The organism is Fictibacillus sp. KU28468, from assembly GCF_026153615.1.
GTDB classification, from domain to species: domain Bacteria; phylum Bacillota; class Bacilli; order Bacillales; family Fictibacillaceae; genus Fictibacillus_C; species Fictibacillus_C marinisediminis.
In genome coordinates this window covers 87,106-106,313 of sequence record NZ_CP110666.1, presented here as the reverse complement: position 1 = coordinate 106,313, position 19,208 = coordinate 87,106, and the positions used below count along the sequence as shown (strand labels likewise).

Here is a 19,208-nt window from a genome sequence, read left to right as displayed (position 1 = left end):
GCTTAGTTTACCAATTATCAGGGCGAAAGTCAACAAAACACGAACATTATAAAATATTTACAGTTTTTCCGTTCGTGTTTGTGTGGGTTGGGTGGAGGAGCGTAAAGGGCTTTGTCCTTTACGGCTCCTCAGCGCTGATGACTTGCTTTAGTGGGTCTCTCTCATCGTCAGTACGACTTCTTGTCACTCATAAAAAACAGGCATCCTCATATTTGAGAATGCCTGTTTTTGATCTATTTTATGCGCCGGATGGCATACTGCTTTCGTCATGCCTCCGGTCGAGGTTCACGAATTTGTTGTATTCTTTGACGAAGGCGAGTTCGACGGTGCCGGTTGGGCCGTTACGCTGCTTGGCGATGATGATTTCGATAATGTTTTTGCTTTCTGACTCTTTGTCATAGTAATCATCACGGTATAGGAACGCTACGATATCGGCATCCTGCTCGATACTTCCTGATTCACGGATATCAGACATCATCGGGCGTTTATCCTGGCGGGATTCTACGCCACGGGAAAGCTGGGAGAGCGCGATGACCGGTACCTGAAGTTCACGGGCAAGTGCCTTCAGGGAACGTGAGATTTCAGAAACCTCCTGCTGCCTGTTTTCGCCTGCTCTGCCGTTACCCTGGATGAGCTGCAAATAGTCAATCAGGATCATGCCTAGGCCTTTTTCCTGTTTGAGACGGCGGCATTTGGAACGGATATCTCCAATTCGTACACCTGGTGTGTCATCGATAAAGATGCCTGCTGCCGAGAGGCTTCCCATCGCCATCGTTAATTTTTGCCAGTCTTCCGGCACAAGGGAACCGGTACGGAGACGCTGTGCATCGATATTTCCTTCCGCACAAAGCATACGCATGACGAGCTGCTCGGCACCCATCTCCAGACTGAAGATCGCCACATTTTCTTCTGTTTTGGTGGCCACATTCTGCGCGATATTCAGAGCGAAGGCCGTTTTACCTACGGAAGGACGGGCTGCGACGATGATCAGGTCATTTCGCTGAAAACCTGCAGTCATGCGGTCCAAGTCAGCAAATCCGGTCGGGATTCCGGTAATGTCACCTTTACGGTTATGAAGCTGTTCAATATTGTCATAGGCCGCGACAAGCACGTCTTTGATGGAGATAAAGGCTCCTCCGTTTTTACGGTTGGCCACTTCCAAAATCGACTTTTCCGCCTCATTCAGGACAGCTTCTACTTCTTCTTCACGGGCGTAGCCGTTTGCTGCAATTTCCGAGGCTGCACGAATAAGCCTGCGAAGCAGGGATTTTTCTTCGACAATCTTACTGTAGTAATCAATATTGGCCGCGGTCGGTGAACTGTTTGCCAGGTCACTTAAATAGGAGACGCCGCCGATTTCGTCGAGCAGCTTCCGGTCAGCAAGATCGGAGGTGACCGTAATAAGGTCGACGGGCTCCCCTTTCTCTGACAGATCAAGCATCACCTGATAGATACGCTGATGTGAGGCGCGGTAAAAGTCCTCTGGAATCAAAATCTCTGAAGCGGTAACCAATGCTTCGGGCTCCAGAAAAACAGCTCCCAGGACCGCCTGTTCGGCCTCTATATTCTGTGGTGGAATGCGATCAACAAAAAGATCACTCATAATACTTCCTCCTGAAAAGATAACCTGCTGCAATCAGCAGGGAATATCCTGTTTACAGCAGATGAGACCGGTTGAACCCGGTCCCAGTCATTCTGCTTATTCTTCAACTACATGTACTTTGATCGTACCAGTTACTTCAGGGTGAAGCTTAACGGGTACATCTGTATATCCTAAAGATCGAATCGGATTTGTCAGATCGATTTTTCGTTTATCGATGGTAATGTTCATTTTCTTTAGGCTGTCTGCAATTTGTTTGCTTGTGACGGATCCGAAGACACGGCCGCCCTCTCCTGACTTGGTTTTGAGTTCAACCGTCATTTCACCAAGCTTTTCTTTTAACTGCTTGGCTTCTTCCAGGGCGGCTGCCGCTTTTTTCTCTTCGCTTTTCTTTTGGCCTTCTACGACGGAGAGAGCTCCTTTTGTCGCTTCAGTTGCAAGGTTGTTGGGCAATAAATAGTTTCGTGCATAGCCCTCGGAAACGTTTTTTATTTCCCCTTTTTTTCCTTTACCTTTAACATCTTTAAGAAAAACTACTTTCATTCTTCTTCTCCCCCTTCAAAATACTCGTCGATAATAGCTTTAAGTTTTTTCTCGGCGCCATCCAATGTTTCGTTCTCAAGCTGGCAGGCCGCATTGGTTAAGTGTCCGCCGCCTCCCAAGCCTTCCATTATCATCTGCACGTTTACATCCCCCAGAGAACGGCCGCTTATGCTGATCTTTTGATCAGGTCTTTTGGCAATAACGAAGGATGCGCTCACATCGTTCATGGAAAGCAGGATATCCGCAGCCTGTGCAATAAGCACCTGGCCGCATTCTTCGCTTGGCTCTGCTTTGGATATGACAATTCCATTTTTATAGGCTACAGCATTTTCAATCAGTTTTGAACGTTTGTTATAGGTTTCCAGATCTTCTTTTAGGAACTTCTGGACGAGTATGGTATCTGCTCCATGGGCCCTTAAGTAGGAGGCCGCATCAAACGTCCGTGAACCAGTGCGCAGTGTAAAGCTTTTCGTATCCACGATAATCCCCGCGAGCAGGGCAGTGGCCTCAAGCATACGCATTTTAAGCCGTTTAGGCTGATATTCCAGAAGCTCGGTCACCAGCTCTGCTGTAGAGGATGCATAAGGCTCCATATAGACGAGAACAGGATCTGCGATAAATTCCTCTCCGCGCCGGTGATGATCAATCACAACGACATGGTCGAGCTTGGAAAGAAGACGCTCTTCCATGACCATCGATGGTTTGTGGGTATCCACGACAACCAGCAGCGTGCCGGCTGTTGAGATCTCAAGCGCTTCTTCCGGTGTGATGAAATGTTTCCAAAGTGAGTCTGTACCTTTGATCTCATTCATCAACCGCTGGACACCAGTATCAAGATCAGATGTATCGAGCACGATATAACCATCTTTACCGTTGACCTGAGCCACTTTCAATATTCCCATCGCCGATCCCATAGAATCCATGTCAGGGCTTTTGTGGCCCATGATGATTACTTTGTCGCTGTCGAGAACAAGCTCACTCAAGGCGTGGGATATCACACGTGCACGCACTCTCGTTCTTTTTTCCACAGGATTGGTCTTTCCGCCATAGAAACGGACTTTTCCATTCTGCTGTTTAATCGCGACCTGGTCTCCTCCGCGTCCCAGTGCCAGATCAAGACTCGATTGCGCCAGCTGTCCCAGCTCGGGCAATGCAGACGGTCCTGAGGCAACACCAACACTCAAGGTAAGAGGAACGTTTTCCTTTGTGGTCGAATCCCTTACTTCATCCAGGACGGAAAAGCGGTTTTTTTCAAGCTCACTTAAGATCCGCTGGTTGAAAACGGCCAAAAAGCGCTCTGAAGACGTGCGTTTTAAGAAGATTCCATGGTCATTGGCCCACTTGTTCAAAATGGAGGTGACCTTGGAGTTAATGCTGGAACGGAACTGGTCGTCAAGTCCTTGTGTTACCTCTTCATAGTTATCAAGGTAGATGATCCCGATGCATGTCTGTTCTTCTTCATACATCCGCTCAACTTCAATTTGCTCTGTAACATCAAAGAAATAGAGGAGCCGTTCCTCTTTTTTGAAATGGACTACAAACTTCCTTGATTTTAAGATTACGATTTCTTCAAGCGCATCACTTTTTATAAACGGCACTAAATCTTCGGAAATAAGATTAAGCGAGTGGCCGATAAAAGCCTCTTCTTCAACCCATGCCCCCATAAAAGGATTCGCCCATTCAATTTTATAATCTTCGTCATACAGAATGATTCCGATCGGCATTTCCATCAGAGCTTCTTCTCCGACCTTTTTGATGCGATGGGAAAGGGTGGAGATATAATCGCCCAACTCTTCCTGGAAAGAATTTTCGGCCCGCATTACGAAATAGAAGAGCAAGCCTAATAAAAGAAAACCAACTGCTCCAATTATCCATTGATAGTACGTAATGATGCTTACAAAAAGGACCGATATGACGAACAAGGCTATCACGGGATAACCATGCCACCGTTTTAATAAAAACTTAGGCATACTTTCAGCTCCTACTATCAGGTATTTATCCGTTTCTTTAATTCGAACCCTAAGTCAATTATACCTAAGAATTTAACGACTTCCATAAGAATTGGCAGAAAGGAGGAAGTAAATATTACTAGAACAGCTAGAAAAACGGGAAGGGCTTTGGGCCATTGCTTTTTCTTGGCATAACTAAAGATAACGGTAAGCCCTTGTACAACAAGTACGAGGGACAAAATAATATATAGATTAATCGTAAGAATGTAGAGTCCAGACCCATGTTCAGGCCTTGTTAAGGTCAAGACAAGGGCTAAAATATAATACCACAAAAATGATTTTGGAAACGACCACTCCCGGAACGGCGGAAACGTCCTGTATTCCATCCTCATTCTTTTTAATACAAGTGAAGCCAGCCACTGCGTCAATAATGTAGAGAGCACGGCTCCTATAATAATAGAGATCGGCAGCATATACGGAATCATAGCCACCTGTTCACGCAAAAGGTCAAGCCGCGCCGTTTCGGGGCCGCCATCTTTATAGAACTGTGCGGCTTGATCAATAATATCGTTAAATCGCCCCTGGGTTACTTTTACGAGATTAAAATGCAATAAATACTTAGCAAAGACAAGCAGCAAAAGCAGATTGAATATGCCGGCAAGGCTTCCGCCGAGCAGTACACCAAAGGCCGATTTTTTTCGCTTGTACAGTTCACCCATCACAATACCGGCAAAGCCTGAAGGAAATGCGTAGATGATGCCGCCGGCTCCCCCTATCACTCCGGATAACACAAGAGTAACTGCCCAGACGAGCAGCCCTGGTTTCCAGCCGTGTTTGAAAACAAACAGGATAATGGGCAAAGGCAGCAAAAAGAAAGTAAATGCACCGATCAGCGGCAGGTTTAGACTGATAATCATTAAAATAATGTAGACGCCGGCCATAACCGCTCCGTCTACGATTGTTGATGTTTTACGCATGGTTCACCTCTGGCTTTATTGCCTACGGTCTTTATTGTAGTAAATTATTTGCTTTAAATCCAATTATATTAATTAGCTTAACCCCATCGTGCCAAATAAAACATACACAACAGTATCTACCTTATCATGATGGCCGTTATAATGGAACCAGACAAACCGTTTACAGGCGGGCTGAATGCGGTATTCTAGATTTAGAGGAGGAGATAGCATGGAACTAACAGTATACTTGGCAGGTCAGATTCACGATGATTGGCGGGAACAGATCAAATCTCAGGCAAAAGAAATGAACCTTCCATTAACCTTTGTTGGCCCGATGGAAGACCATGAACGGTCCGACAACATCGGAGAAGAGATCCTCGGCAAACAGCCGAACGCCATCTTTAAAGACGAAGCTGCATCAAGCATCAATAACCTGCGTACCGATATCTTGATCAACAAGGCGGATGTAGTGGTCGCTCTCTTCGGAGAAAAATACAAACAATGGAACACTGCCATGGATGCCGCCAGAGCAGCCTCGCTGCATAAGCCGCTCATTTTGATCAGGCCTGAAGCCCTTCACCATCCTTTAAAAGAACTGTCCAGCAAAGCCAGCCTTGTGGTGGAAACCCCTCAGCAGGCGATGCAGGCACTTTCCTACATCTTTGAAAGCTAAAAATGAAAATGAAAAAGCGGCCAAATCCTTGGATTTTTGCCGCTTTTTTTCATGTTATTGTGAAAGGCTCTTTTCTATAAGATTGTTGCTTAGGGAACCTTTTTGTAAAGAACCTTCATTGATCAGTTGATTGGAGTGCAAGGGGCGAGACTCCGGCGGGACGAGCGTGACAGGTGAATCCCGCAGGCGCAAGCGCCGGAGGGGTTCAGCGCACGCCCCGCGAAAGTAGGCGTTTACGCCGGTAAAAGCGAGCAGCCTGAAACGGAAATCAACCACTCCCAAGAGCACCAAAGGTTACGAAAATAGCCTTGCGAAACAAAAAAACACAGTAAAGAGTAATCTTTACCGTGCTTCAAGACTGAATACTATTCAGTTACGTATGGTAATAGCGCCATGAAACGTGCACGTTTGATAGCACGAGTCAATTGACGTTGATATTTAGCAGATGTTCCTGTCACACGACGAGGAAGAATCTTTCCGCGTTCTGATACGAAACGCTTAAGAAGATCTACATCTTTGTAGTCGATGTAAGTGATTTTGTTTACAGTGAAGAAACAAACCTTACGACGCTTTTGGCGTCCACCGCGACGTCCAGCCATGAGTATTTCCCTCCTTCTTGTTGAATTTTATATTTAGTCGATCACATATGTGTTGTCTTAGAATGGCAAATCGTCATCAGAGATGTCGATTGGAGTGCCGTCATTGGCAAATGGATCATCATTAAAGTTATTGCGCTTTTGGCTCTGCTGCTGTTGCTGCTGGCCATAACCGCGGTCACCTGATGGCCCGCCAAAGTTGTTCCCGCCCTGGCTTTGGTATTGCTGCTGTCCTCCGCCGGCGTTCGCATTCTTCGGCTCCAAGAATTGAACACTTTCTGCCATGACTTCGGTCACGTAAACACGCTGACCTTGGTTGTTATCATAAGAGCGTGTCTGAACGCGTCCGTCTACTCCGGCAAGTGACCCCTTCTTAAGGAAGTTAGCCACATTCTCAGCCGGCTTGCGCCAGATTACACAGTTGATGAAATCTGCTTCGCGTTCACCTTGCTGATTCGTAAATGCTCGATTTACTGCCAGTGTAAAGTTAGCAACAGCCACACCGTTTGGAGTATAGCGTAATTCCGGGTCCTTCGTTAAACGTCCAACAAGGATTACACGATTTAGCATAAGAACCTCTCCTCAAAGTTAAAAATTATCTCTCGTCTGCAATTGTCATGAAACGAAGAACATCTTCGTTGATCTTCATAAGACGGTCGAATTCATTGATCGCTTCAACAGGAGCATTTACGCTTAAAAGCGTGTAATAGCCATCACGATGGTCGTTGATTTCATAGGCTAGACGCTTTTTACCCATTTCTTTCTCGTTAGCGATTTCCGCACCATTATCAGTAAGGATAGTCTTCGCTCTTTCTTTAACAGATGTAAGAGCATCCTCTTCAAGATTTGGACGGACGATGTACATGATTTCGTACTTTTTCATTCCGGTCACCTCCTTTTGGTCTAAACGGCCCAACAATAGGGCAAGGAGTAAACTATCAACATTTCAATAAAAATCGATAATTACTCACAATAAAGAATTATAGCAAAAACTCTAGCGAAACACAAGACATGAATAAAAAAAGGAAAAAGCATTCAGCTTTTTCCCGGATTCCATCATTATCTATTAAACATTAAAGCGGAAGTGAACGACATCTCCGTCTTTCATTTCGTATTCTTTACCTTCCAGCCTTACTTTTCCTTTTTCCTTCGCTGCTGCCATGTTTCCAGCAGCCGTCAGATCATCATATGCTACAACTTCAGCACGGATGAACCCGCGTTCAAAGTCTGTATGGATGATCCCGGCACATTGCGGAGCTTTCATGCCTTTTCGGAATGTCCATGCACGGACCTCTTGAACTCCGGCTGTAAAATACGTAGCCAGGCCAAGCAATGAGTATGAAGCACGAATCAATTGATCAAGACCCGCTTCCTTGATGCCCAGCTCTTCCAAAAATGCTTTTTTCTCGTCGCCGTCAAGCTCTGCGATCTCTTCTTCGATCTTTGCACAGATAACGATAACCTCAGCATGTTCACGGGTAGCATATTCTCTTACCTTCTCAACATGCTCGTTTCCGCCTTCCAGCAAGTCTTCTTCACTTACATTCGCAGCATAAAGAATCGGTTTCATGGTCAGCAGATGCAGTCCATAAACGATTTTCTTTTCTTCCGGCGTAAGTTCGACGCTTCTTGCAGGCAATTCATTTAAAAGCGCATCCTTAATTTTTACAAGAACACTGAATTCAGCAACGGCTTCTTTGTCCTTTGACTTGGCCAGTTTCTCAACACGGACAATCCGCTTATCCACCGTCTCCATGTCTGCAAAAATCAATTCCAGATTGATGACTTCAATATCATCGATCGGATCGACTTTTCCGGAAACGTGAGTGATGTTTTCGTCTTCAAAACAGCGGACAACTTGAAGAATAGCGTCCACCTGGCGGATATGTGACAAGAACTTGTTTCCAAGTCCCTCACCTTTGCTCGCGCCTTTTACGATTCCGGCGATATCTGTAAATTCAAAGGCTGTCGGCACTACTTTTTTAGGCTGGACCATCTCGGTCAGCTTGTGCAGACGGTCATCCGGCACCTCAACAATTCCTACATTCGGGTCAATCGTACAAAACGGATAGTTGGCTGATTCAGCCCCGGCTTGCGTGATGGCATTAAAAAGCGTCGATTTCCCTACATTGGGAAGACCGACAATCCCAGTTGTTAAAGCCATATATTCCACTCCTCATTGATCTCATCAATTTGATTATATATTTTGTCGTTCCATACTTGTTTGCACATCTTTCATAATTATAGGGTGTCAGCAGATAAAAAACAAGTTGAACCCGCCAAAGTAAGAAGAGCGGCAAGCCCACTGATAATTTCCAGCAAGAACTGGAGCTGGTAATCACAAAAAAAAACAGAACCGGAATTGCCGGTTCTGTTACTGATGTTTCACGTGGAACGCTGTGTCTGTCTCTTACTCCTGATGTGAAACGAGCACTTTTTTCAGTTTTTTAACAAAATCTTTTCTGGGGATCAAAACACTGTGCTGACATCCCATGCACTTGATTCGGATATCAGCCCCCATACGGATGATCTTCCAGCGGTTCGTACCGCATGGGTGAGGTTTTTTCATTTCTACTTCGTCGTTTAAAAAAAATTCTTTACCTTCCAAGTCGTTCACTCCCCCAGACATTCGCTTTTTTTCTATTTTATAGAGAAAATCGTCTTGAAACAACGGCTTTATATATTAAGTCTCGGATACCGTAGTTTTGTGATAGGAAACCAGCTTCTGATAAGGCAATTCGATGCCTTCTTCATCCAGTTTGATCTTAATCGCTTTTTTGAGCTCTCTTGCCACTTTAAAATGTGTCATGGGAAGCACTTCGGCTGTTACCCTGATGACAATTTCGGTCGTGCCGACAGCCTGGATGCCAAGAACTTCTGGTTCAGCGACCATTTCAGGGTATTCAGGTGTTTTCTCTCTTACCACATCTTCAATGATTGCCTGGGCTTTGTCGATGTCTTCTTCATAAGCGATACTGACATCAACGACTGCGACACTGTTATGAATGGAAAAATTTGTCACTTCCATTATGGATGAGTTCGGAAGGATATGCAGCTCTCCTGTCCATTGTTTCAATTTGGTCGTTCGAAGGCCGATCTCCTCTACGGTTCCTTCAAAGTTATTGATTCTCACAAAATCCCCTACCGCAAATTGTTGTTCAAAAATGATAAAGAATCCGGTAATTACGTCTTTCACCAGGTTCTGTGCGCCAAAACCGATGGCTAGTCCAACCACACCGGCACCTGCGAGCAATGCCTTCACATCTATATTGAATTCGCTCAAAATCATTAGCAAAGCGATGAAATAAATAAGATAAGCTGCTACATTGTCTAAAAGTCCAATAAGTGTGTTCTCCCGCCGCTCCGACATTCTAAGCGGGCTCTTCATTCGAATTTTAAAAACATTGGATATGGCTGCACGTACAATTTTCACGACAAATGCAGAGCCAAAGATTATAGCGGCAATCTTAAGCACTTTCATGCCAAGGTTAATCCATAAATCTCCATTCCCTACCTGCTTATAAATATCCTCTGCCTGATGGATCACACTGAGTAGTTCCACTCGATTCCAACCTCCATAATGTTCTTAACTATGCATTAATGTACCCAATTTCGGTTGAACTTTCAACGAATAAAACTAATTCTTCTCTCCATCTGCACTGGTTAAAAAGAGGCCGAAGGGGGTATAAAACCCTTAACCCTAAATTAAGCAGTTTAGCTGCCAGGCAAATGTCAGTGCTTGCCACAGATATATTTTTTCAAAAGAAAAACAGCTTCACCCCTTTCCTGCTTTAATAAAAATGCATCTCGTAACCCGCTTCACAATGTATAGTATTGCCATTTAGTCCGTATACTGGTAGTAACATTTTAAAGGAGTGGATTCTATGTTCCTTAAAAGGAAGCTCGTTCCCGACAAGCTTTTTCAATATAAATTGCACCACGAGGAAAAAGATGCATGCATGGTCATTACTGAAAAAATTGGGAACCTTCTTCCTAACACGCCAACAACTCCCGTAGTGGTGGTTTGCATCGGGACAGATCGATCCACTGGCGATGCATTAGGTCCTCTTGTAGGCACTAAACTTCATGCGATAAAAGCATTTCCCTTCCATGTGTACGGAACACTGGATGAACCTGTTCACGCTGTAAACCTCTCAGACAAACTTAAAATGATTGAAAAAAATCATCCAAACGCTTATATCATCGGTATTGATGCCTGCCTTGGAAAGCTGAATCATGTCGGGATGATCTCAATTGGAGATGGACCGGTTAAACCGGGAGCAGGCGTGAATAAAGAACTTCCTCCGGTAGGAGATATGCATATGACAGGAATTGTAAATGTCAGCGGATTCATGGAATATTTCGTACTTCAGAATACCCGGTTGAGCGTCGTCATGAAAATGGCCGAACTTATTGCAGATTCCCTTTATTTCGCCTCAATGAGCCATCGGGTAAAGAAGAATATTTCAACCCTTCCAATCAAAGACGATCTTTATAACATTCAATAAAAAACTGTTCAGGATATCCTGAACAGCTTTTTTAAATTAAATTCCCGGCAAAACCAGAAAGCTTGTCCCAATAGTAAACGATACTAACGATGGTGATCGTAAAGAGAAGGGCAGGGAGGAGGTTGGCTACCCTTATTTTGGTTAATCCCAGGATATTCAAGCCAATGGCAAGAATCATGATCCCTCCTGTACCCGTAATTTCCACAATCATCTGCTTCATTAGATCAGCAGGGACGATTCGGTCGATCTGGGTAGCAAACAAGGCAATAATTCCTTGATACAGTATTACAGGAACGGCTGAAAATATCACACCGACTCCTAAAGCCGACGTAAAAAAGATAGCACAAAATCCATCGATCAGGGCTTTCGTATAGAGTACGGCATGGTCATGTCTTAGTCCGCTGTCCAGAGCACCTACAATGGACATTGCGCCTATGACAAAGACGAGGGTTGCTGTTACAAACGCATTTGCTATACCCCCTTTTTCTTTCCCGCCCAGCTTCTTTTCAAGCCAGTCGCCCAGTTGGCCAAGCTTTCCTTCAAGATCCAGCCGTTCGCCAAGAACGCCTCCGATGGCAAGACTGGCAATCACGATTAAAAACTGTTTGCTTTTCAGCCCCATGCCGATTCCGAGAATAATGACTGCAAGCCCCATCGCCTGCATGATCGTCACTTTTGTTTTTTCGGGTATATTCCGCCAGAACAAGCCAAGCAAGCTTCCGATTACTATTGCAAGGCCGTTTACCAAAGTCCCTAATAATGCCAATGTCTTTCCCGCCTTTTCATCTAATGTACAAGCTGCGTTTTCAAGCTTAAAATCTAAGTCTGTTTTCGTAACCTTTGTTGCCTTAGGAGTGGTTGATTTCCGTTACAGGATTCTCGCTTTTACCGGCGTAAACGCCTACTTTCGCAGGGCGTGCGCTGAGCCTTACCGGCGCCAGCGCCTACTTTCTCGGCGCAAGCGCCTGTGGGTCTCACCTGTCCCGCTTCCCCCGCAGGACAAGGAAGGCTTCGGCAGCATTATATCGCACGAAGAAAATGTGAAATTCATTTTGGAAGAGTCTCGCACCTTCCACTCCAATCAACATAGCAATGAAAGCTATTTGTGAAAATGTTCCAAAAGCCACAATCTTTTAGAAAAGAACTTTTAGAAAAGAGCCAAATCAAAAAAAAGTAAAACCACCGTATGATGGTTTTACTGCTTTCCGATCAGATCCAAAATCCTCTCCAAATCTTCATCAGAGAAAAACTCAATTTCTATCTTGCCCTTCCGCTTCGTTCGTTTGATAGAAACAGAGGTGCCAAAATGATCACGGAGGTTCGATTCTTTTTCAATCAAGAAGATGTTTTTCTCCTGATTTTTTTTCTTTGTTTCACGTGAAACATTCTGATTGACCTGCTGAATCAGCTTCTCAAGCTGGCGGACGTTCATTTTGTCGTTTAAGCACTTCTCAACAACAGCCTGCATTTTTGCTTTCTTTTTCAAACCAAGCAGTGCTCTGCCATGCCCCATAGACAATGCGCCTTTTGACAGCATGTCCTGAACGGGCTCAGGAAGCTGCAATAAGCGGACAAAATTAGCAATATGGGGTCTGCTTTTGCCTACCCGCCCTGCAAGTTCTTCCTGAGTGAGTTTGAGGTGCTCCATCAGCTTTTGATAAGCCTGAGCTTCTTCAATCGGATTTAGATCTTCACGCTGCAGGTTCTCGATGAGGGCGATCTCCATCATCTTCTGCTCTGTAAATTCACGGACGATAACAGGCATTGTTTTCAGCCCAGCTTCTTTAGCAGCTCTGAAACGCCGTTCACCTACTACAATCTCATAACCCTTAATGCTTTTTCTTGCAATAATAGGCTGCAGAACTCCGTGCTCCTTAATTGAGTCGCTTAATTCTGCAATGGCTGACTCACTGAATACTTTCCTCGGTTGATAGGGGTTGGGGCGCAATTCCTTTACGTTAATTTCAGTAACAGCATCCTCTTTTTCAAGTTCTGTACCCGGAAAGAATGCATTGATTCCTTTACCTAACCCTTTCGCCACTGCCAATCACTTCCTTTGCTAATTCTAAATAAACCTCTGCACCTCTGGATTTAGGATCGTAAATGATAATCGGTTTTCCATGGCTTGGCGCTTCAGAAAGTCGAACGTTTCTTGGAATAATGGTCGTATAGACTTTATCCTGAAAGTACTTTTTCACTTCTTCAATTACCTGAATTCCTAAATTGGTTCTGGCATCAAGCATTGTCAAAAGAACTCCGGCAATCATCAGGTCCGTATTCAAATGCTTTTGCACTAGCCTGACAGTGTTTAACAGCTGGCTCAGACCTTCCAGCGCGTAATATTCACATTGCACCGGAATGAGCACTGCATCCGCTGCGGTAAGTGAATTGATCGTCAGCAATCCCAAAGAGGGAGGACAGTCGATGATAATGAAATCATATTGGCTGCTGACCGAAGAAAGAGCTCTTTTCAGTCTAACTTCCCTGGAAATCGTCGGCACCAGCTCAATTTCTGCACCTGCCAACTGTATCGTAGAGGGCAATATATGTAATCCTTCACAAATCGTTTCTAAAATGATGTCCTTCACTTCTGCATCGTCAACAAGGACGTTATAGATACATTGATCAATATCGCCTTTGTCAACTCCCACACCGCTAGTAGCATTCCCCTGTGGGTCTATATCAACAAGTAAAACCTTTTTGCCGAAATAAGCCAGGCATGCTCCGAGGTTTACGGATGTAGTTGTTTTTCCAACACCACCCTTTTGATTGGCAATTGCAATGGTTTTAGCCACGATGACACCTACCTCAATTCTTTACGAGAGTTCATTTCCTTTATCATATCATGAATATCTGCATTTTCTTATGGAAATCTATCAAAAAAAAAACGGAAAAAGTTTTTTATAAGGGAACATAATAAAAAGCCCTTCTCAATCAAAATAAGAAGGGCTTTTTGCATTATTTTTTCGGAATTCGAATAGTGAACTGATAGAATTCTTCGTGATCTTCTTCTTCCGTGTTAATCGTCAATCCGCTCTTTAATACCATGTCGACAGATTGTCTGACCGTATTAATGGCAAGCCGAGTATCTTTACTGAAAGATTTTCTCTTTGCGACAGGCTTTTTCTCGGTATTTTCCCCTTCGATCATCCGTTTCACACGTTCTTCTGTCTGTTTTACATTCAGATGCTTCTCTAAAATTTCCTGCAGGACCGCTTCCTGTTTGTCTGGAGTTTTTAAAATGATGAGAGCTCTTGCATGCCGTTCTGTGATCTGCTTCAACAATAATGCATCCTGGATAGGCTGGGGAAGTTTCAGCAGCCGGAGCTTGTTGGCGACCGTAGATTGCCCTTTTCCAAGTTTCTGAGCAAGACTCTCTTGGGTAAGGCCGTGGATTTCAAGAAGTTTTGCATAAGCCATGGCTTCCTCAATGGCTGTCAGCTCTTCCCTCTGCAGGTTCTCGATCAGTGCAACAGAGGCTGTCTGTGAGTCATCAAATTCCTTTATAATAGCCGGAATCGTATCCCAGCCCAGTTTTTGTACTGCCCTCCACCGCCGTTCACCGGCGATGATCTCATAAGTTTGGTCTCCCGCTGACCTGACAACAATCGGCTGGATGATCCCATGAGTCTCAATCGTTTGGGATAACTCTTCAATTCTTTCATCTATAAAAACGGTACGAGGCTGGAATTGATTCGGATGGATATCTTTGACCTGGAGTTGCAGTATTTCTTCATTTTCGTTCTTCTCTTCAGCTTCAGCTGTCTGATTTTTCTCACCGATGCCGAATAAGCGTGAAAAAGGATGTTTCATATGAATGACACCACCTTTTGTTATCTATCTTAGATTTTCGCTCTGTCCATCAGTTTTCCTGCCGGATTTTGAAATTTCTTTGTTCCTCGCGGGATATGTAGACCGGATGTTTCACGTGAAACATTCGGCTTATGAATCAGGAAAGAGGATTCTTATTTGGCGTCCCAGGCTTTCTTGGGTATTTCTTTGGTGTGGTTTTTACTTTATCCACCAGAACGATGTATCTGTCACTGTTCTCAACCGGAAGCTTAAAGGAATAAACATCTTTTACGCTGCCGCCCAGCATTTGAACTGCTTTTTTGCTGTCCTTCATTTCGTCCGGAAGCTGTGAGCCTTTCATAGCAAGGAAATGGCCTCCCTTTTTAACAAGGGGAAGACAAAGCTCGCTCAATACCGACATCCTGGCAACCGCGCGGGCCATGACAAGATCATAAGCCTCTCTTATATCGGGGCGGTGTCCGAACGTTTCTGCACGGTCATGATACAACGAAATATCGGTTATTTCCAGTTTTTTTGAAAGGTGTTCTAAGAAAGTGATTCTCTTCTGCAGCGAATCACAGATCGAGAGCCTAATTTGCGGAAAACAGATTTTCAGCGGAATTCCCGGAAAACCTGCTCCTGCACCTACATCACACACCGTTAACTCCTGATTAAAATCGAAATAGAAGGCTGCTGATAAAGAATCATAAAAGTGTTTTAAGTACACTTCTTCTTTATCCGTAATAGCCGTTAAGTTCATTTTCTCATTCCACTCGACCAGGATATGAAAATAGTCTTCGAACTGCTGGAGCTGGCGGGGAGAAAGGCTGATACCCTTCTCTGCCAACTTTTCTTGAAAGGTTGTAATATTCATTTTGTCCTCCAAAAACTTAACGTGCAAGCTTAGCTAGTTTCCCTTGCTCAAGGTAAACAAGCAAAATCGAAATATCCGCAGGGTTAACTCCCGACACCCGTGATGCCTGTCCTACTGATAGAGGACGGACTTCAAGCAGTTTTTGTTTAGCTTCAGTAGCCAGGCCGTTGATTGCACCGTAGTCCAGATCCACTGGAAGTTTTTTGTTTTCCATCTTTCTCATCCGGTCAACCTGTGCAAGCTGCTTCTCGATATAACCTGCATATTTCACTTGAATTTCAACCTGCTCGGCAATAACTTCGTCCACAGGCGTTTCAGAAGGAAGGATTTGAGCCACTACATCGTAGGTAATTTCGGGTCTCTTCAGGAGCGTCGCTGCTGTCATTGGCTCTTTAAGCGGGGAGCTTTTTGCCCCCTCAAGAATTTCCTGAACTTCAGGCGACGGTTTGACTGTCAGATGCTCCAAACGGTCGATTTCCTGTTTGATCTTTTCTTGCTTTTCAACAAAACGGTCATAACGCTCTTGAGGAATTAATCCAATTTCATATCCCTTTTCCGTCAGCCTGAGGTCTGCATTATCATGACGGAGAAGCAGACGGTATTCTGCACGAGATGTAAGAAGACGGTAAGGTTCATTAGTCCCTTTTGTAATCAGGTCATCAATCAGCACACCAATATAGGCATCTGATCTGCTGAGAATAAGCGGTTCTTTGTTTTGAACTTTTAAAGCCGCGTTGATTCCTGCCATGACCCCTTGGCCTGCAGCCTCTTCATAGCCGCTCGTTCCGTTCAGCTGGCCGGCAGTGAAAAGCCCTTCGACGTTCTTCGTTTCAAGGGACGGCCATAGCTGTGTCGGTACGATGGCATCATATTCAATTGCATAGCCTGCACGCATTAATTCCGCTTTTTCCAATCCTGGAATAGTCGAAAGAATTTTTCGCTGAACATCTTCAGGCAAGCTCGTCGAAAGTCCTTGAACATAAACTTCTTCCGTATTTCTTCCCTCAGGCTCTAAAAAGATCTGATGGCGCGGCTTGTCATTGAAACGCACGATTTTATCTTCAATAGACGGGCAATAACGCGGGCCTGTACCCTCAATCATCCCTGAATACATAGGTGAACGGTGAAGGTTTCCATTAATGAGTTCATGAGTTTCAGGACTGGTATAAGTCAGCCAGCATGGAAGCTGGTCTGTAATATACTTCGTTGTTTCATATGAAAAAGCACGGGGTACTTCATCACCTGGTTGAATTTCGGTCACGGAATAATCAATGGTTTTGCTGTTCACACGCGGAGGAGTACCTGTTTTGAAACGGACCATCTGAAAACCAAGCTCTTGAAGATGGTATGACAAGTTAACGGATGGCTGCATGTTATTCGGTCCGCTTTCATAGGACAGCTCACCGATAATAATCTTGCCTCTTAAGTAAGTTCCCGTCGTCAGAACAACAGCTGAAGCATGATATTCCGCTCCGGTTTTCGTAACGACACCTTTACAGACGCCGTCCTCGATCAAGAGACGTTCCACCATACCTTGTCTTAAGGTAAGATGCTCCGTGTTTTCCATCGTTCTTTTCATTTCGTTCTGGTACAGAAATTTATCGGCCTGGGCACGCAAAGCACGTACAGCCGGGCCTTTACCTGTATTCAGCATTCGCATCTGAATGTGTGTTTTATCAATATTCCGGGCCATTTCTCCACCAAGAGCGTCAAGCTCCCGGACGACAATCCCTTTGGCAGGACCGCCGACCGATGGATTGCACGGCATATAGGCAATGGTATCTAAGTTAAGGGTTAAACACAGAGTTTCTGCCCCCATTCTTGCCGAAGCAAGTGCGGCTTCAACCCCTGCGTGGCCTGCTCCGACAACAATGACATCGAACCGGCCTGCATCATATCCCATTTTTCTTCCTCCTTTATTTCCCTAAGCAGAACTGGGAGAACAATTGGTCAATTAAACTCTCGGAAACCGTATCTCCAATAATCTCACCGAGAATCTCCCAAGCCCTGGTAATATCAATCTGAACCATATCGATCGGCAGGTTCAAATCTATTCCGTTTAACGCTTCATCTATATGGTGAATGGTTTGCTGCAAAAGGGCAATATGCCTTGAATTGGAAACATACGTCATATCCTGTGACTCGATGCCTCCCTGGAAGAAAAGCTGAGCGATCCCTTCTTCTAGCAAGTCCACTCCTTCTTCGTCAAGGAGAGAAGTGGTGATTACAGGATGTTGTCCTGCCAATTCTTTTACCCTGTCCATTTCTATTTCTTGTTTAAGGTCTGTTTTGTTGACGATCACAATAACATCAAGCCCTTTTACTGCTTCAAAAAGATTCTCGTCTTCTTGGGACAAAGGTTCGTTATTATTGACTACAAGTAAAATAAGATCTGATTCTTTAAGGACTTTTCGCGATTTTTCCACGCCGATTCGTTCAACGATATCTTCAGTTTCACGGATTCCTGCTGTATCAACAAGGCGAAGGGGAACTCCTCTTACATTCACGTATTCCTCAATCACATCGCGGGTCGTTCCGGCAACATCTGTTACGATGGCTTTGTTTTCATGAACAAGCGCATTCATCAGCGAGGATTTTCCGACGTTGGGGCGGCCGATAATAGCGGTAGACAGACCTTCACGCAAAATCTTCCCTTGCTGTGCTGTAGTCAGGATCTTATCTACTTCCTGTTTAACAAACGTCAATTTCTCGTTCAAAAGGGAATGAGTCATTTCCTCTGCATCGTATTCCGGATAGTCAATGTTCACTTCGACATGTGCAATGGTCTCCAGCAGTGTCTGCCTTAGTTTTCCGACCAGCTTGGATAACCGCCCTTCCATCTGGTTAAGCGCCACGTTCATCGCCCGGTCTGTTTTAGCACGGATCAAATCCATAACCGCTTCAGCCTGGGACAGGTCAATCCTGCCGTTCAAAAAGGCGCGTTTTGTAAATTCGCCTGGTTCAGCCAGTCTTGCACCATTGTTGAGTACCAGCTGAAGTACACGGTTTACAGAAACAATACCCCCGTGGCAGTTGATCTCAACCACATCTTCCCTCGTAAACGTACGAGGGCCTTTCATGACCGAAACCATGACCTCCTCAACAGGTTCCCCTGTTTTTGGTTCAATGAGTTTGCCGTAATGAATCGTATGTGACTCCACTTCCTGAAGCATCTTTTTCCCTTTATATATGGAATCGGCAATGGCTATAGCCTCACTGCCGCTCAATCGTACAATGGCTATAGCACCTTCCCCCATCGGTGTGGAAATGGCCGTAATTGTATCGTATTCCATCCTTCTCACCTCTCTTTGAAACCCAAAACATACTGTATCTATTGTATTATTTCCTTTATTTGTGTTTCTAACATATCCACAGTGGATAACTTCCATGAAAAAAACAGACATAATTATCCACAATACCTTTTAGTTTAACCTAGCAGGGATATAAAAGGCAATGAAAAAAGCCGGGTGTTTTGTTAATTTTGGCGGGTATCTTCCTTTTCAAACCAGGATCCAGCTTCAGTGTCCAGGCCCTCGAATGATGAAAAGTAAAATCTTCTTTTCATCCTTGGTCGTTTTTTGTCTTTAGCGAAAACAAAGTGCGTTTTATGCTCAAAGCCTCCAGCGCTTGTCGAGCCTAACAGGATGAAAAGAACCTATTTCGTCTTAGGACACTTCAGCTTTTCCAACTAAAAAACTCCGGGCATCAGCCCGGAGC

The 19,208-nt window shown here is 44.6% G+C and carries 21 protein-coding genes; 3 read left to right on the top strand and 18 right to left on the bottom strand.

The genetic code is table 11. From position 1 onward, the window contains the following. Positions 1-238: 238 nt before the first annotated feature. The 4 genes from dnaB to OKX00_RS00535 all read right to left on the bottom strand — a co-directional run bounded on the left by dnaB (position 239) and on the right by OKX00_RS00535 (position 5,069). A complete protein-coding gene (gene dnaB, locus OKX00_RS00550) occupies positions 239-1,603 on the bottom strand; it encodes a replicative DNA helicase (RefSeq protein ID WP_053356333.1) in 1,365 nt (454 codons plus the stop codon). A 96-nt stretch (positions 1,604-1,699) separates the two neighbouring features. Beyond that, positions 1,700-2,143, bottom strand: a complete 444-nt coding sequence (gene rplI, locus OKX00_RS00545; RefSeq protein WP_265409005.1) for a 50S ribosomal protein L9 — start codon at positions 2,141-2,143, stop codon at positions 1,700-1,702. After that, positions 2,140-4,113, bottom strand: coding sequence for a DHH family phosphoesterase (locus OKX00_RS00540; RefSeq protein ID WP_265409004.1), 1,974 nt, complete (start codon positions 4,111-4,113; stop codon positions 2,140-2,142). Before OKX00_RS00540 ends, rplI begins: the two co-directional genes overlap by 4 nt. A gap of 17 nt (positions 4,114-4,130) precedes the next feature. Further along, positions 4,131-5,069 carry a YybS family protein gene (locus OKX00_RS00535; protein ID WP_053356330.1) on the bottom strand — a complete coding sequence of 313 codons (939 nt, stop codon included), beginning with the start codon at positions 5,067-5,069 and terminating at the stop codon, positions 4,131-4,133. A gap of 208 nt (positions 5,070-5,277) precedes the next feature. Between OKX00_RS00535 and OKX00_RS00530 the strand changes: the two genes are divergently transcribed. After that, the gene (locus OKX00_RS00530) at positions 5,278-5,721 is read left to right on the top strand and encodes a YtoQ family protein (RefSeq protein ID WP_053356329.1); all 444 of its coding nucleotides are present in this window, start codon (positions 5,278-5,280) and stop codon (positions 5,719-5,721) included. Between the two features lie 54 nt (positions 5,722-5,775). Here OKX00_RS00530 and OKX00_RS00525 read toward each other — a convergent pair whose 3' ends face one another. From OKX00_RS00525 to OKX00_RS00495, 7 genes are all read right to left on the bottom strand, one after another. Then, positions 5,776-5,997 carry a hypothetical protein gene (locus OKX00_RS00525; protein WP_265409003.1) on the bottom strand — a complete coding sequence of 74 codons (222 nt, stop codon included), beginning with the start codon at positions 5,995-5,997 and terminating at the stop codon, positions 5,776-5,778. Positions 5,998-6,086: 89 nt separating this feature from the next. Then, entirely contained in the window at positions 6,087-6,320 is a 234-nt protein-coding gene (gene rpsR / locus OKX00_RS00520) for a 30S ribosomal protein S18 (protein ID WP_053356327.1), read from the bottom strand. Positions 6,321-6,377: 57 nt separating this feature from the next. Next, positions 6,378-6,887, bottom strand: coding sequence for a single-stranded DNA-binding protein (gene ssb / locus OKX00_RS00515; protein ID WP_053356326.1), 510 nt, complete (start codon positions 6,885-6,887; stop codon positions 6,378-6,380). A gap of 25 nt (positions 6,888-6,912) precedes the next feature. Continuing rightward, a complete protein-coding gene (rpsF, locus tag OKX00_RS00510) occupies positions 6,913-7,200 on the bottom strand; it encodes a 30S ribosomal protein S6 (RefSeq protein WP_053356325.1) in 288 nt (95 codons plus the stop codon). 183 nt (positions 7,201-7,383) lie between these two features. Then, positions 7,384-8,481, bottom strand: a complete 1,098-nt coding sequence (gene ychF / locus OKX00_RS00505; protein WP_062238068.1) for a redox-regulated ATPase YchF — start codon at positions 8,479-8,481, stop codon at positions 7,384-7,386. Between the two features lie 246 nt (positions 8,482-8,727). Next, positions 8,728-8,925, bottom strand: a complete 198-nt coding sequence (locus OKX00_RS00500; protein WP_053356323.1) for a DUF951 domain-containing protein — start codon at positions 8,923-8,925, stop codon at positions 8,728-8,730. Between the two features lie 75 nt (positions 8,926-9,000). Beyond that, positions 9,001-9,798, bottom strand: coding sequence for a mechanosensitive ion channel family protein (locus OKX00_RS00495; protein WP_265410435.1), 798 nt, complete (start codon positions 9,796-9,798; stop codon positions 9,001-9,003). Positions 9,799-10,201: 403 nt separating this feature from the next. Between OKX00_RS00495 and yyaC the strand changes: the two genes are divergently transcribed. Next, positions 10,202-10,825 carry a spore protease YyaC gene (yyaC, locus tag OKX00_RS00490; RefSeq protein ID WP_265409002.1) on the top strand — a complete coding sequence of 208 codons (624 nt, stop codon included), beginning with the start codon at positions 10,202-10,204 and terminating at the stop codon, positions 10,823-10,825. Between the two features lie 31 nt (positions 10,826-10,856). Here yyaC and OKX00_RS00485 read toward each other — a convergent pair whose 3' ends face one another. Further along, complete coding sequence (locus OKX00_RS00485) at positions 10,857-11,591, bottom strand: DUF554 domain-containing protein (RefSeq protein WP_053356321.1); 735 nt, start codon at positions 11,589-11,591, stop codon at positions 10,857-10,859. A gap of 88 nt (positions 11,592-11,679) precedes the next feature. Between OKX00_RS00485 and OKX00_RS00480 the strand changes: the two genes are divergently transcribed. After that, a complete protein-coding gene (locus tag OKX00_RS00480; RefSeq protein ID WP_265409001.1) occupies positions 11,680-11,934 on the top strand; it encodes a hypothetical protein in 255 nt (84 codons plus the stop codon). Positions 11,935-12,020: 86 nt separating this feature from the next. On the opposite strand, the gene OKX00_RS00475 is transcribed toward OKX00_RS00480, so the two are convergent. From OKX00_RS00475 to mnmE, 6 genes are all read right to left on the bottom strand, one after another. Then, positions 12,021-12,866 carry a ParB/RepB/Spo0J family partition protein gene (locus tag OKX00_RS00475; protein WP_265409000.1) on the bottom strand — a complete coding sequence of 282 codons (846 nt, stop codon included), beginning with the start codon at positions 12,864-12,866 and terminating at the stop codon, positions 12,021-12,023. Next, on the bottom strand, positions 12,847-13,620 hold the full coding sequence (locus tag OKX00_RS00470; RefSeq protein WP_053356319.1) for a ParA family protein: 774 nt from the start codon (positions 13,618-13,620) through the stop codon (positions 12,847-12,849). The genes OKX00_RS00475 and OKX00_RS00470 overlap by 20 nt, the downstream gene beginning before the upstream one ends. A gap of 163 nt (positions 13,621-13,783) precedes the next feature. Then, on the bottom strand, positions 13,784-14,638 hold the full coding sequence (noc, locus tag OKX00_RS00465) for a nucleoid occlusion protein (RefSeq protein WP_062238064.1): 855 nt from the start codon (positions 14,636-14,638) through the stop codon (positions 13,784-13,786). A 136-nt stretch (positions 14,639-14,774) separates the two neighbouring features. Then, positions 14,775-15,491, bottom strand: a complete 717-nt coding sequence (gene rsmG, locus OKX00_RS00460; RefSeq protein WP_265408999.1) for a 16S rRNA (guanine(527)-N(7))-methyltransferase RsmG — start codon at positions 15,489-15,491, stop codon at positions 14,775-14,777. A gap of 16 nt (positions 15,492-15,507) precedes the next feature. Beyond that, positions 15,508-17,394 carry a tRNA uridine-5-carboxymethylaminomethyl(34) synthesis enzyme MnmG gene (gene mnmG, locus OKX00_RS00455; RefSeq protein WP_265408998.1) on the bottom strand — a complete coding sequence of 629 codons (1,887 nt, stop codon included), beginning with the start codon at positions 17,392-17,394 and terminating at the stop codon, positions 15,508-15,510. 13 nt (positions 17,395-17,407) lie between these two features. After that, positions 17,408-18,784: a tRNA uridine-5-carboxymethylaminomethyl(34) synthesis GTPase MnmE gene (gene mnmE / locus OKX00_RS00450; RefSeq protein WP_053356315.1), complete on the bottom strand. Its 1,377-nt coding sequence runs from the start codon at positions 18,782-18,784 to the stop codon at positions 17,408-17,410. Positions 18,785-19,208: the final 424 nt, after the last annotated feature.

What these genes read in the sequence shown, in the direction of transcription:
- mnmG (WP_265408998.1), bottom strand. Translation starts at nt 17,394, where the DNA reads ATGGGATATGATGCAGGCCGGTTCGATGTCATTGTTGTCGGAGCAGGC.
- ychF (WP_062238068.1), bottom strand. Translation starts at nt 8,481, where the DNA reads ATGGCTTTAACAACTGGGATTGTCGGTCTTCCCAATGTAGGGAAATCG.
- rpsF (WP_053356325.1), bottom strand. Translation starts at nt 7,200, where the DNA reads ATGAAAAAGTACGAAATCATGTACATCGTCCGTCCAAATCTTGAAGAG.
- rsmG (WP_265408999.1), bottom strand. Translation starts at nt 15,491, where the DNA reads ATGAATATTACAACCTTTCAAGAAAAGTTGGCAGAGAAGGGTATCAGC.
- rpsR (WP_053356327.1), bottom strand. Translation starts at nt 6,320, where the DNA reads ATGGCTGGACGTCGCGGTGGACGCCAAAAGCGTCGTAAGGTTTGTTTC.
- ssb (WP_053356326.1), bottom strand. Translation starts at nt 6,887, where the DNA reads ATGCTAAATCGTGTAATCCTTGTTGGACGTTTAACGAAGGACCCGGAA.
- OKX00_RS00540 (WP_265409004.1), bottom strand. Translation starts at nt 4,113, where the DNA reads ATGCCTAAGTTTTTATTAAAACGGTGGCATGGTTATCCCGTGATAGCC.
- mnmE (WP_053356315.1), bottom strand. Translation starts at nt 18,784, where the DNA reads ATGGAATACGATACAATTACGGCCATTTCCACACCGATGGGGGAAGGT.
- OKX00_RS00535 (WP_053356330.1), bottom strand. Translation starts at nt 5,069, where the DNA reads ATGCGTAAAACATCAACAATCGTAGACGGAGCGGTTATGGCCGGCGTC.
- OKX00_RS00495 (WP_265410435.1), bottom strand. Translation starts at nt 9,798, where the DNA reads ATGAAAGTGCTTAAGATTGCCGCTATAATCTTTGGCTCTGCATTTGTC.
- dnaB (WP_053356333.1), bottom strand. Translation starts at nt 1,603, where the DNA reads ATGAGTGATCTTTTTGTTGATCGCATTCCACCACAGAATATAGAGGCC.
- rplI (WP_265409005.1), bottom strand. Translation starts at nt 2,143, where the DNA reads ATGAAAGTAGTTTTTCTTAAAGATGTTAAAGGTAAAGGAAAAAAAGGG.
- noc (WP_062238064.1), bottom strand. Translation starts at nt 14,638, where the DNA reads ATGAAACATCCTTTTTCACGCTTATTCGGCATCGGTGAGAAAAATCAG.
- OKX00_RS00530 (WP_053356329.1), top strand. Translation starts at nt 5,278, where the DNA reads ATGGAACTAACAGTATACTTGGCAGGTCAGATTCACGATGATTGGCGG.
- yyaC (WP_265409002.1), top strand. Translation starts at nt 10,202, where the DNA reads ATGTTCCTTAAAAGGAAGCTCGTTCCCGACAAGCTTTTTCAATATAAA.